A 13,001-nucleotide genomic window follows, 5' to 3' on the forward strand; every position below is an offset into this window, starting at 1 on the left:
TGTTCGCTCTCTTATTTATCGACTAGCTTTTGATGTTTCTTTTTTGACTGGAATGGTTACCATGATATTTTTCTGTGGTACCAAACGGTTCAGTTCTAACAAATCAAGATTAAGCCCATAATCCTTAAGTGATATTGTGTCTAACTTCTTATCAAATTCAAAAGTGGATTGCAAAGAGGCTGTCTTTACATTGGTCACCTTTGCATCGTTCCTCTCTAAGTAATATCCGTTTTCATCATTTGCTTCAGAATCTGACCATGATTTTAGCTTTTTAATGTCACCTAATCCTATCCATTCACCTACATTCTCCATAATATCTTCATCTAATTCTTTCTGGTCTACTCCAGTAAATTGATAATCAACTGTTACAGAATGACCCTTTTGCTCTATTTTATTAATTTTGATTCCAATTCCATGATGCTTTGTTTTGTACTGAACAGGCAGCTTTGTCTGAAGAGGAATGATTTTGCTTTCTTCTCGTTCGAAGTCCACAATTGTGTAAAATGTTAATTCAGTCGCCTTTGGATCGATCGGTTGATTCAAAATGGTCAAATGATCTTTTCTAGTTTTTTCAGGAGTCAGTTGTTTTTCTCCTAAATCTGTTCCAAGTTCGAATTGGTAATCATTTCCTAAATCATCTTTCATTCTATCTATAGTGACTCTATCATCTTTGGCAAAACCATTGTAATCAATGGCATATTGAATAACAGACCCTTTCAATCCTTTTTCTACTTTTACATTCCTTATTTGATAACGTCCTTTTAAAATAGATACGTCTTTTTGTCCAGCTAATATAGTAGTTTTTTGCTTCACTACAGGTAATTCAAATCGCCAATTCCCTACTATATCTCCAATTTTCGAAATGACGAGTGGCGCTTTTTGACCTTGCTTAATCGTTTGTCCATTTGTATAGATTGTCACCTGTCCAGCATAACGACCATCTTTCAATTTTTTTAATTCATGATTGTAGTCATTCGATTGGGTGGTTTCATTTACTGGATCTAGGTTGACTACAAATGGTACTGAATTTTCTTTTGTATTCAAATGATCGACAGTAAACGTATAAACAAGTCGCCCTGCATCATAGTAAACACTGTTTACTTTCACAGTAATTCCTCTTGATTCAGCCCCCTCATTGACATGTTTCACCAAATCACTCTGAAAAAGAGCCATTCCTACTTTATCGTGAAACATCATATAAAATTGCCCAATAATCGGGACACGTGCCATCGCTGTATTAAGAGAAGGAAAAAGGAAACCTGATGAAAAGTAAAGGACGATGAGAACAATGGCAGAGTATATTGGCGTTCTCCAATTCCAATTGAACCAATGTCTTTTCTGTTCCGCTTTTACATCTCCTATTGCTTGGCGAATCGCAGAGGTCACTTCAACTGTTGGTACATCAATCTCATCATAAAGCTTTTTCATTTCTTTTCGTTCCATCAACACTCTCCTCCTTCTCCAATGTTTGCTTTAATAGCTTTCTTGCTCGATACAAATGAGTTTTGACCGTTCCTTCAGGCACACCCATCTGTTCAGAAATCATTGAAATCGAATAATCTTGAAAATAAAATAGCTGAATCACGAGCTGATATTGCTCATCTAACACTTCAAGTGCATTTTTTAAATCGAGCTTGTCTTCCAACAAATCATGTCGCTCAACGCTCTCATGATGCTGTTCAAATGGAACAACATCTTGCTGCTTTTTCTTCATCGCAAAAATCGTATGAATCAAAATCCGCGTCAGCCAGCTAGAAAAATAATCCGGTTCTTTTAATCCAGATAAATGTTTAAACGCTTTAATGACCGTTTCTTGAACAGCATCTAACGAATCCTCTTTATTTCTTGTATAGAGAAAAGCCGTTTTATATAAACGCTCCTGATACATCAACATTAATTTCTCAAATGCCGGGACATTCCCTTTTTGTGCTTTTTTAATTAGACGCACTTGCTTCATCTCACTCACACCTCCTACACCTGTTAGAGCAAGGTTTCTCACAAACGGTTTCAACAAATGGAAATTTCTTTTACTTAGCATATGTCGGACAAAAATAGAAAAAGTGAATAACGGGCCGCAAAGAACATGTCGAACATTTGATATAATGGAAGAAATATCTACAAAAAGGAGTAAGTCGATTGTTTCTATTTGAAGAACCCACGTGTGCTAGCTGTCAGAAAAAGATAGAAGGAAACGAAGAAGTGTACGTCAAGCTGGTCTATCCAAAAAGAAAAGGAATGACAGAGGTAAAGGCTTGGCTGAGGAATGAAGGGGTTTTTTATTGTAAGGCATGTACAGAACAAAAGACATCGCATGGAGGATAACCAAATGAACAAAATCAATTTTCCCCAAACATTTCCAACGATACATACCGAAAGACTGATCTTAAAACAAGCAACGATCGAAGACGCTGAGGATATGCACATCTATTTATCCAATGAAACCGTGTGCCGCTACATGGGAATTGATGCTCATGAAACGATTGAAAACACAAAAGGAGAAATCAAGTGGTATCACGACATCTTCAAAGAACAAACAGGCATCCGCTGGAGCATTTCTCTAAAAGATGATCCTGCGATCATCGGCAGCTGCGGCTTTCTCAACCTAGAAAAACAGCACTGCCGCACGGAAATCGGCTATGAATTACATCACGATCATTGGAGAAAAGGCATCATGAGTGAAGCGATTGCTGCGGTGTTACGATATGGATTTCAGGAAATGAACCTGAACCGAATTGAAGCGATTATTGATCCAGCAAATACGTCCTCTGTTCAATTATTGGAGAACTTTGATTTTGTAAGAGAGGGCTTATTGCGGGAGTATGATCTTGGTCAGAATGGGTTTGATGATGTGTTTATGTATTCGATTTTGAAGAGGGATTTCAAATAAACTGAATAATTTTTAAACAAAAGCGTTAAAGTGAATGAATTAAAATTGCACAATTACCCAGTAAGAAATCTCTAGTCAAGTTTATGACTAGAGATTTCTTTACATGGTAACCCTTCTAATTTACTTACAATTCCAGCAAGATTCAAATAAAAATAGCCTATTCTTTAATCTGTTTTAGTTGGAATAATTCATATTCCAAAAAAATAATTTTTGTTCATTTTCAATTTCACTGATTAATTTAGATTTTTCATTTTCAAAATCTATTTTAGTGACATTATTTTTACGTTTACTTGTTTCGCTTTCAATTTTGGAGAACGTTGGACATGTGGAATTGGAGTGAGGTTACAGCAAGTAATGAATAAACTCATTGTGTTATCAGGTCATAGCGGCAGTGGCAAAACATTTTTAATCAAAAAAATCATAGATAATTATTAAGTAAACGAGTCAAGAAGAAGAACTGGCATATTTACAGTAGTATACGCATGGGAAATTTTAAATATATAAGGATATATTCTCTTAAATAACATTTACATCAAAATAAATACAGGTTAATATATTCTTGTATTTCATAAAAAGGGAAAGGAGGTATATTCTGTATTAATTCTAAATACTGTATGTGAGAAGGAAGCTTGAATGAAAAAGTCAAAAGCCTTATTACTATTTGTTTCGTGCCTAGTGATTCTTGCAATTGTATTATGTTGGGGACTATCTGGCGATGTTTCTGAGGATAATAGTAAATCATACAAGACAGAGAAGGAAAAAGACCTGCTATGGGGATATAAAGTTATAGGTCATGAAAAACCTAATAATCATAAGAATTATGTCAAAATTGCTATCCTTGATAGCGGTATTAATAAGTCGCATAAAGAGTTTAAAGATTTAACTTTTTATGGGTACAATGCTATTAAACCAAAAAAATCTATCGAAGATGAGTATGGTCATGGTACAGCAATTGCCGGAATAATCGCTGCAACTGGTGAAGAAATAAAAGGTATTTCACAGAATGCCATTATTTATGATGTCAAGGTACTAAATAAAAATGGCAAAGGAAAAGTTGAAGATGTTGTCAAAGGGATTAAATGGTGTATTGAGCAAAAGGTAGACATAATTAATATAAGTTTCGGATTTGGAAAAGACTACGATGAATTACGAAATGTTATAAAAAGTGCTCTAGATAACAATATAACAATTACAGCTGCTTCTGGAAATACATTAGGTCTAACTGTTGAATACCCTGCGAAATATGATGGCGTCTTATCGATATCCTCACTTAACGAAAAACTAAAAATTGATCCAATTTCAGCAAAAGGAAAAATTGACTTTTCTGCGCCTGGAGTAAATATTAAAACAACTGATATACACGGAGGATATACGAAGGTTAAAGGTACATCCTTTGCAACTGCGTTTGCAACAGGTGCTATAGGCTGTTTGTATTCTAAAAAATACAAATCTAAAGAGAATGTTCATCAAACACTCAAGAAAAATACAATTGATCTTGGAAAGCTAGGTTATGACAGAGAGTATGGCAATGGGATGATTATTTGTAACAAGGGAGAGAATTAGATTGAAGAAGGTTTTAATAAAAATTCTTGTGTTAACATTGTTTTTGTGTGGAGTTGTTCCTGAATTTGCAAGTGCAAAATCAGGCGAAATTGATTCTGATGCTTTAAGAATAGAAGAGAATGCTAGTAAAGAATATGAAGTGAATGTTGAAAAAGAATTGGGGATAGAGCTAGAACAAGATATGTTAATGGAAGTTAAGGAAAGCCCAGATGAAGTTAATGTATCTACTCAGCTTGAAGCTGAGAGTATGAATGTCCAAACTGACATGAAAATTAATCATGAGACAGGTGAAATCACAGTTGATGGTATTACAGAGTTAGAAAATGGGGAAAAAGAAACTAACAAATTCAACGTGTTAATTGAAGAGATTGAAGGAAATGATTTTACAGCAACCTTTGTGGATGATGAAACAGGAAAAGAGTATAAAGTTAGCACCATAGAAGCTCAGTCATCAATTGTTCCAGCAATAATAGTTGGAATTGTTTCTAGGTTTTGTATTCAATATGCTATTAAAAAATACGGAAAGAAGCTAATAATAAAAACTTTTAAAAAACAGGTAATTAAACAAGGTATAAAAAAAGTTTCTAAGTTTTCTGTTAGCAACAAACATCTTAGTAATGCAAAAGGTAGATACAGAAAATTTGATACCAAAAGCAAGAGCACAGTGAATAAATGGATAAAAGAAGCCTTACAATCTAAAAATGTTTCGTTTACTATAAACAATAATAAAAAACTATCCTTTGTCATCACTGCAAATCTGAAAAAGAAGATCGGAACAAAAGGTGAGACAAAAATAAAAATAGTTATAGGTTGGGATGGTAAAATATGGACAGCTTATCCAATCAAGTAGAATTTAATTATATGTTCACATCTGATGAGAAAGATATTCCAAAGAACATGAAGAAAGATCCGTCAACAGCTCTAAGAGTAGAGGGAGAGTTTAAAATAGTTATAAATGGCGAAGTATATTTTGAAGAAAATATCGCCTTATTAGAATTTTATGCATCTTTGCACGACTGGATTAAAAAGATAAAGAAAAAAAACAAAGTTACAGAGTATAGATATTACACAATGGAGTATGAGGAAGACGACCCCATTATTTCAGTAATACCATTTGATAATAAGGCTCGACTCACCACTATTTGGGAAACTCAACAGTTATATAATGTCTTCGATCTTAATTATATAATTGAACAAATGAAGGTATTACATGAAAGCCTTGGACGTGACATTGAACAACATTATAAAATTTCACTAAAAAACTTTATTGGAAATATCCCATTAAGAAAATATTGAATAGAGAAAAGAACTCCTGGTTAGGGGTTCTTTTCAATGTTTTAGTAGGATGTTTTTAGAGGAGGTGTATTTTTGATTTTATATTTCTTAGCTGGTTTTATAGGAATCATAATAGCCACAATTATGCTAGGTATTGAAATTGAAGGATATACATTTTTGACAAGTTTTATTTTAAAGATGTTTGGGATGTCTATATTTGTAGGATTGATATGGCTAATAAATCAAAACAGAGAAGAATGCTCAAAAATAGCAATAAAAATGAAGAATGAAAGCTCATTGTAAAATTCGTCGTTACAAATATCTTTTATACCTATATCTCGAATTGCAAGCGGTCTTCCATCATTAATTACAAAAATCTTTATTTGATTTATTTTAGATAACTCATTAAAAGCATCATCTCTTGAACTGAAATATGATAAAAATATCTCTTCCTTATTACTATTATCTTAAAAAAAGATTGTTCTATTAATCTTACATGGTAAATATCCCAAACTGTATTTAAAATGCGCTCAACAGTTTTTTTAGAGTACCCTTTTATTTTCTTGCCATTAATCAAAGTGATAGCACCGATACCAATTGTTTAGTCGTATATTCTGGCGTCATCCATGGCACCTTTGTTGCGGATGTCTGGGAGAACCTTAAAATATTGTCAGATGTCTCACTCAAAGCCCAAGGTGGTAATTTCTTCGAGTAGAATTAAATCTTATTCTCGGACGATTTCTAGATTTTCTTCAGAAACTCCACCCAGTACACGGATACCAAGTCCTGAACCAGGACTAGAAGGTCTATTCTAAAATTGCAACACAGCACAAAAAGTCAAGTTTCCTAAAGAACATTTCCGCTATACTAAACTCGTAAGGCAAGGAGGTGCTCGGTTGTCCTATCAAGAACATGAGAAAACGATTCAAGAAACATTGAATTATATTGAACAGCATCTGAAAGATGATTTACCGCTTCAAACTCTAGCGAAACACGCTGGTTATTCTAGGTTTCACTTTCACCGTATGTTCAAAAAAGTGATTAAGAAGTCAGTTGTTGATTATATACGGGAACGTCGAATGACCCAAGCGGCGAAGGATTTAATTCATACGGACCAAAGGGCGATTGATATCGCATTGCAGTATCGTTTTGGTTCACAGGAATCCTTCACTAGAGCCTTTAAGAAGATATATGACATGTCGCCAGCACGTTATCGGAGATTACTAAGGAATGTCATTGATAAGGAGGAAACGAAGATGGCTGCAAATACGAACACACCTACTGGCTGGATTATGACGGGGGAAACACCATCTGACTATGAAACGGGTTTGGATAACAGAATTGTACACAGCGGTACTAACTCCGCTTATTTAAAATCAAAAGATGAAAAAGCACGAGGATTCGCGACCTTAATGCAGCAAATTAAGTCTGATCGTTACCGTGGAGAACGCCTTCAATTTTCTGCTTTTGTCAAAAGCGAAGATGTGAAAGGTTCAGCGGGTTTATGGATGAGGATTGACCATTCTTCAGGTGAAGTTCTTGCGTTTGACAACATGATGAACCGCCCCATTACAGGAACAAACGGCTGGAATCATTTTAGTGTAGTATTGGATGTTCCAGTAAAAAGTGAAGTCATTGCGTTTGGCATATTACTTCAAGGTCCAGGTCACATTTGGATGGACGAACTTAGTTTTAAAATTGTAGATGAAAGTGTGCCAGTGACAGAACAAAATACTGTGGATCATTTAGAGGATGAACCAGTGAATTTAAATTTTGAAGGCTAGCAGACTGAAGTTAAGAGGAGGTTGATTGCCATGAAAAAGATGGGTGCGATTTTATTGTTCGCTGTTAATTCACTCACCTATATTTTGGGCCTTGGATTTTTATTTGGTGAAGAGGATACCACATTAAAACAGATGTAAAATAAAGATAAGCACCCATAGGACAAAAAAAATCAATTGAAAAAGATATCCCTATCACTATCTCTTTTTTGTAGACTTGGTATAATAGAAAAAATCAGAAAAATTAGAATGCGATGATAAGGAATAGTACTTGCCGAAATGTTTTCAGAAAGTTGCTGGTTGATGAGAAGCAATAACAAAAAGGCAGGGAACTCACCTTAGAGTAGCCTTAGTGAAATGAAAAGGATCTATGCAGTTAAGGTCGGCCCCCCACCGTTATATGGGAAGGATATAAGATCAAACAATCTGTATCCGAATAAGGGCATGATAATGTATGGTTATCATGAAACAGGGGTGGTACCGCGTAAGAAGAAGTCTTTCGTCTCCAAGGTAAATATTGGGGATGAAAGGCTTTTTTTATATTCTATTTTCTAGGAGGAATCGATGATGTTTAACCACAAAAAATACGAAAAGAAATACTTTTTGCCACCGAACCTTACGTATGATTGGGTGAAGAAAGAAACATTAGAAAGTGCTCCGATATGGTGCAGTGTGGACTTGCGGGATGGAAATCAAGCATTACCTATTCCTATGAACTTAGAAGAAAAATTGGAAATGTTTCAGTTATTAGTAGAGATAGGTTTTAAAGAAATTGAGATCGCATTTCCAGCTGCTTCTGATACGGAGTTTAGGCTATTACGGACACTGATTGATCATCATATGATTCCAGACGATGTCACGATTATGGTGATCACACAAGGGAGAGAGCATATTATCCGCCGAACCTTCGAAGCCATTAAGGGAGTACCGAAAGCGATTGTTCATTTATATAATTCGACTTCAGAAGCGCAGCGCAGACAGGTATTTAAGAAAACAAAAGATGAAATTAAACAAATTGCCATTGATGGAGCTATTTTAGTAAAAGAACTTGCCGAAAAAACAAATAGTGATATTTATTTTCAATATAGTCCAGAAAGCTTTCCAGGAACAGAAGTTGATTATGCGTTAGATATTTGTAATAGTGTTTTAGATATTTGGAAACCGACACCAACTCATAAAGCAATCATCAATATTCCGACAACAGTTGAATATTCAATGCCTCATATCTTTGCAAGTCAGATTGAGTATATACACAAAAATCTGTCTTACCGAGACAGTGTGACATTATCTGTTCATCCTCATAATGACCGCGGCTCTGGGGTGAGTGATGCAGAATTTGGTGTTCTGGCTGGCGCAGAAAGAGTCGAAGGTACATTATTTGGTATCGGTGAACGTACAGGGAACGTTGACTTGATTACCTTGGCGATGAATATGTATTCACAAGGTTATGATCCAAAATTGAATTTCAATAACCTAGAAGCTATTCGTAAAAAATATGAAAAACTAACAAAAATCACTGTTCCTGAGAGGCAGCCCTATTCTGGGGAAATGGTTTTCACCGCATTCTCTGGGTCACATCAAGATGCGATATCTAAAGGTATGAAATATAGAAAAGAAAATAAAGTTGATAAATGGGACGTTCCGTATATCCCAGTAGATCCCGTTGACTTGGGGAGGAATTATCAAACGGATGTGATTCGAATCAACAGCCAGTCTGGAAAAGGCGGCATAGGCTATATACTAGAAACAAACTATGGCATTCAACTTCCTTATCAAATGAATGAAGCCATGGGATATGCAGCGAAGAAAGTATCTGATCAGACAAATAGGGAATTGTCTGTCGAAGAAATATATCATGTTTTTAAAGAACAGTATGTTGATTTTCACCCTCATTTCCAGCTGCTTGATTATCAATTTCATAAAGGAGAGAAGCAGGAAGTTACCTTAACTTTGCTGAGAGATGATCAACAAATTGAAATACAAGGAACTGGCACCGGAAGTTTAGATGCAATCAGTAATGCGTTAAAAGCATATTTTCATCTCGGGTATGTTTTGGAAGTCTATGAACAGAATTCTTTGGGCAATGATTCCCAAGCAAAAGCCTGTGCACAGATTGGAATTTCATATCAAGGAAAAATGCATTGGGGTGCTGGAATTGATAAAGATATTATAGAAGCAACAGTGAAGGCCCTGGTGGTTGCAGTAAATAAACTAGAGGTTTGGATGTAGATGGAAAAAGATAAACTTGAAAAACATGAAGTGATGCAATATTTAAGAGAATATAACGAACAAGAAATCTTTTATCAACAATACCAACAGAAAAAGCATGACAATCAATCATTGCAATTATTTTTGAAGAATTATGATAAAAACAATTTAATGCATAAGCAAATATATATAGAAGAATTTTTGCAAAAAGGGCAGAACGAATTTGAAAAGGAAGATACCATGTGGTTAGGTCAGGAGAAAGATATCGAAGTGAGAAAGTATAGCCGTTTTATGCCTCAATTGTCGGCTATCCATGATTTCTTTGAAATGATCTATGTTCTGGAAAATGAGATGTATGTAGAAGTGGAAGACAAAAAAATGACTTTAAAATCAGGAGATATTGCCTTTATTCCACCTGACACCATACACAAGCCAATTGTAATGGAGAATACAATCGCCATGCAAATCATGATCCGTAAGAGTACTTTTCAAAAAGTGTTTTTTAAAATGTTAAAAGGCAACAATGTCATTTCAGAGTTCTTTTTAAATGCATTGTATATAAAAGAGAATAAAAATATTCTTATTTTCCAAAATCACTTGGATAAAAATTTGCTAGACTGCTCTCTTCAACTATTTACAGAAAATCATAATCGATTTCCTAGTTACCAATTGATTATGAATAATTTGTTTGAGATATTATTATGTCTTTTATTAAGATTCAAACCAAGTCATATGAACGTAAATCAGGTCAAACAATATCGTGATATACGTATTATTGAAATGCTCCAATATATTCAGCAAGGTTGTGAGCATATAACAATCCAGGAGATGGCAGAGGAATTTAACCTTTCACAGTCTTACCTGTCAAAATATATAGCTCGTAAGCTTGGCAAATCATTTCGTGAGATTCGACAAGAAATAAGATTGGAAAAAACCTGCAAAATGCTCACTGGTAGTGATTTGAAAATAGATGATATTGCGGCAGCCGTTGGTTATCAAAATGTAGAGCATTTCATTCGTTTATTTAAGAAAAAATATCACCTAACACCACATCAATATCGTTTAAATAATAGATCATGTCAAATCAATACTAATAAAAAGGAGAAATCATAATGTCAATCAAAAAAGTAAAAGATTATTTTAAACAATATGATATGGATACTCGAATTCAAGAATTTTCAGTATCTAGTGCAACCGTAGACTTGGCTGCTTCTGCATTAGGCTGCGAACCTGAAAGAATCGCAAAAACACTCTCCTTTCTAGTAAATGGACAAGCTATTTTAGTTGTGACCTCTGGCGATGCAAAAGTTGATAACAAAAAATTCAAGGAATATTTTAAAACAAAAGCTAAGATGCTTTCTCCTCATGAGGTCGTTGACTTGGTCGGTCATGAAATTGGCGGAGTATGTCCTTTTGCTATAAAGAATGGCGTTTCTGTTTATTTAGATATTTCACTCAAACGTTTTGAGACAGTCTATCCAGCCTGCGGGAGCAGTAACAGTGCTATTGAACTCACAATAAAACAATTAGAAAAACACTCCGGTTATTCACAATGGATTGATGTGTGTAAGGGATGGAATGATCCATTAACACATTAAAACGGAAGGAAAAAGTGCAATTAAAAATAAAAAAGAGCTAAAAACCCTTGATACACAAAGGTTTCTAGCTCTATTATAACTACTCCCACTCTATCGTAGCAGGCGGCTTACTCGTAATATCATACACCACGCGGTTAATATGCTTCACTTCATTGACGATACGAGTTGAGATCTTTTCTAGCACGTCCCAAGGGATTCTTGCCCAGTCACTCGTCATACCATCAATAGATGTAACAGCACGGATGCCGATTGTGTAGTCGTATGTTCTTGCGTCACCCATGACACCTACGCTGCGGATGTCTGGGAGAACCGTGAAGTATTGCCAGATGTCGCGCTCAAGGCCGAAGTTGGCAATTTCTTCGCGGAGAATTGCGTCAGATTCACGGACGATTTCTAGTTTTTCTTCAGAAATTTCACCTAGTACACGGATACCTAGTCCTGGACCTGGGAATGGCTGTCTCCAGACAATGTCATCAGGAATGCCAAGCTCTGAACCTAGGGCACGGACTTCATCTTTGAATAGCGTATTCAAAGGCTCAATCAATTCGAACTGCATGTCTTCTGGAAGACCGCCTACGTTGTGGTGAGATTTGATTGTTTGTGCCGTTGCTGTTCCGCTCTCAATGATGTCTGTGTAAAGTGTTCCTTGTGCTAAGTAGTCGATTCCTTTTAGCTTGTCCGCTTCATCATCGAATACATAGATGAATTCGTTACCGATGATTTTACGTTTTTGCTCAGGATCAGACACACCTTTTAGCTTGTTTAAGAAACGATCTTTTGCATCTACTTTAATCACGTTCATGTTGAAACCTTCGCTAAATGTTTTCATAACCCCTTCTGCTTCGCCTTTGCGAAGAAGGCCGTGGTCAACGAAAATACATGTCAGCTGATCGCCGATTGCTTTGTGGATCAATACGGCCACAACAGATGAATCCACACCGCCGCTTAGTGCGCACAATACTTGCTTGTCGCCTACTGTTTCACGGATTTTCTGCATTTCAATTTCAATGAAGTTCTCCATTGACCATTTGCCATCGCAATCACACACGCCGAAGACAAAGTTTTTCAATAGGTCATTTCCGTACTCAGAGTGACGAACCTCTGGGTGGAATTGAACGCCATAGAAATTCTTCTCAGCTAAGCTCATGGCTGAGTTTGGACAATGTGCACTTGTTGCATCGACTGTAAAGCCTTCTGGTACTTCAACAACGAGGTCACCATGGCTCATCCAAACGACTTGATCAGTCGGAAGGTCTTTGAATAAAGCAGGTGTTCCGTTAATATGGATATCTGCTTTTCCATATTCACGCTGGCTGGCCGCTTCTACTTTCCCGCCTAAATAGTGAGTCATGAGCTGCATGCCGTAGCAAATTCCTAAGACTGGAATGCCCAGATCAAAAATCTTTTCATCACAGCGGAAAGATCCTTCATCATAAACACTGTTCGGTCCGCCAGAAAGGATGATTCCTTTAGGCGCCATTTTTTTAATTTCTTCAGCAGTTAAAGTGTGCGGATGAAGCTCACTGTACACACCAAATTCACGAATACGGCGTGTGATCAGCTGATTGTACTGACTGCCGAAATCGAGAACCAAAATCATTTCATTTACTAAATTTGTCATGGTGTCACCTCTATGTCCAATATAGTTTTTTATAAACGCACAGAAAAAATGAGAGGAGAAAACCTGCT

Annotated in this window: 13 protein-coding genes, 1 pseudogene and 1 other annotated feature; of the genes and pseudogenes, 10 read left to right on the plus strand and 4 right to left on the minus strand. The window is 35.9% G+C overall.

The features are described from left to right. Positions 1 to 15 precede the first annotated feature (15 nt). Together NSS92_RS11210 and NSS92_RS11215 are read right to left on the minus strand one after the other, a co-directional pair. Positions 16 to 1,443, minus strand: a complete 1,428-nt coding sequence (locus NSS92_RS11210; protein ID WP_340867970.1) for a DUF4179 domain-containing protein — start codon at positions 1,441 to 1,443, stop codon at positions 16 to 18. Continuing rightward, on the minus strand, positions 1,412 to 1,957 hold the full coding sequence (locus tag NSS92_RS11215; protein WP_340867972.1) for a sigma-70 family RNA polymerase sigma factor: 546 nt from the start codon (positions 1,955 to 1,957) through the stop codon (positions 1,412 to 1,414). The genes NSS92_RS11210 and NSS92_RS11215 overlap by 32 nt, the downstream gene beginning before the upstream one ends. Before the next feature lie 179 nt (positions 1,958 to 2,136). Here NSS92_RS11215 and NSS92_RS11220 point away from each other — a divergent pair, with 179 nt between their 5' ends. The 6 genes from NSS92_RS11220 (at position 2,137) to NSS92_RS11245 (ending at position 6,028) form a co-directional block, all read left to right on the plus strand. Next, positions 2,137 to 2,322: a Fe3+ hydroxamate ABC transporter substrate-binding protein gene (locus NSS92_RS11220; protein WP_070326836.1), complete on the plus strand. Its 186-nt coding sequence runs from the start codon at positions 2,137 to 2,139 to the stop codon at positions 2,320 to 2,322. A gap of 4 nt (positions 2,323 to 2,326) precedes the next feature. Next, entirely contained in the window at positions 2,327 to 2,887 is a 561-nt protein-coding gene (locus tag NSS92_RS11225) for a GNAT family N-acetyltransferase (RefSeq protein WP_340867976.1), read from the plus strand. Between the two features lie 633 nt (positions 2,888 to 3,520). Beyond that, positions 3,521 to 4,450, plus strand: a complete 930-nt coding sequence (locus tag NSS92_RS11230; RefSeq protein WP_340867978.1) for a S8 family peptidase — start codon at positions 3,521 to 3,523, stop codon at positions 4,448 to 4,450. Position 4,451: 1 nt separating this feature from the next. Next, on the plus strand, positions 4,452 to 5,300 hold the full coding sequence (locus NSS92_RS11235; protein ID WP_340867980.1) for an SAR2788 family putative toxin: 849 nt from the start codon (positions 4,452 to 4,454) through the stop codon (positions 5,298 to 5,300). After that, positions 5,276 to 5,746, plus strand: a complete 471-nt coding sequence (locus tag NSS92_RS11240; RefSeq protein ID WP_041108713.1) for a DUF7878 domain-containing protein — start codon at positions 5,276 to 5,278, stop codon at positions 5,744 to 5,746. The genes NSS92_RS11235 and NSS92_RS11240 overlap by 25 nt, the downstream gene beginning before the upstream one ends. 72 nt (positions 5,747 to 5,818) lie before the next feature. Continuing rightward, positions 5,819 to 6,028, plus strand: coding sequence for a hypothetical protein (locus tag NSS92_RS11245; protein ID WP_340867983.1), 210 nt, complete (start codon positions 5,819 to 5,821; stop codon positions 6,026 to 6,028). 301 nt (positions 6,029 to 6,329) lie between these two features. Here NSS92_RS11245 and NSS92_RS11250 read toward each other — a convergent pair. After that, positions 6,330 to 6,533, minus strand: a pseudogene (locus NSS92_RS11250) (glutamine-hydrolyzing GMP synthase); the annotation flags it as partial. A gap of 88 nt (positions 6,534 to 6,621) precedes the next feature. On the opposite strand from NSS92_RS11250, the gene NSS92_RS11255 reads away from it, so the two are divergent. From NSS92_RS11255 to NSS92_RS11270, 4 genes are all read left to right on the plus strand, one after another. Then, positions 6,622 to 7,509 carry a helix-turn-helix domain-containing protein gene (locus tag NSS92_RS11255; protein WP_340867985.1) on the plus strand — a complete coding sequence of 296 codons (888 nt, stop codon included), beginning with the start codon at positions 6,622 to 6,624 and terminating at the stop codon, positions 7,507 to 7,509. Between the two features lie 242 nt (positions 7,510 to 7,751). After that, positions 7,752 to 8,016, plus strand: a binding site (T-box leader). Positions 8,017 to 8,073: 57 nt separating this feature from the next. Then, positions 8,074 to 9,735 (plus strand): 2-isopropylmalate synthase, encoded by a 1,662-nt coding sequence (locus NSS92_RS11260; RefSeq protein WP_340867988.1) that lies wholly within the window; start codon positions 8,074 to 8,076, stop codon positions 9,733 to 9,735. Continuing rightward, positions 9,736 to 10,827, plus strand: a complete 1,092-nt coding sequence (locus tag NSS92_RS11265; protein ID WP_340867990.1) for an AraC family transcriptional regulator — start codon at positions 9,736 to 9,738, stop codon at positions 10,825 to 10,827. Continuing rightward, positions 10,827 to 11,312 (plus strand): YbaK/EbsC family protein, encoded by a 486-nt coding sequence (locus NSS92_RS11270; protein WP_340867992.1) that lies wholly within the window; start codon positions 10,827 to 10,829, stop codon positions 11,310 to 11,312. Before NSS92_RS11265 ends, NSS92_RS11270 begins: the two co-directional genes overlap by 1 nt. A gap of 79 nt (positions 11,313 to 11,391) precedes the next feature. Here NSS92_RS11270 and guaA read toward each other — a convergent pair whose 3' ends face one another. Further along, positions 11,392 to 12,933 (minus strand): glutamine-hydrolyzing GMP synthase, encoded by a 1,542-nt coding sequence (guaA, locus tag NSS92_RS11275; RefSeq protein WP_047202820.1) that lies wholly within the window; start codon positions 12,931 to 12,933, stop codon positions 11,392 to 11,394. Positions 12,934 to 13,001 lie beyond the last annotated feature (68 nt).

It is taken from the genome of Bacillus sp. FSL M8-0166, assembly GCF_038008825.1.
GTDB lineage: Bacteria > Bacillota > Bacilli > Bacillales > Bacillaceae > Bacillus > Bacillus safensis.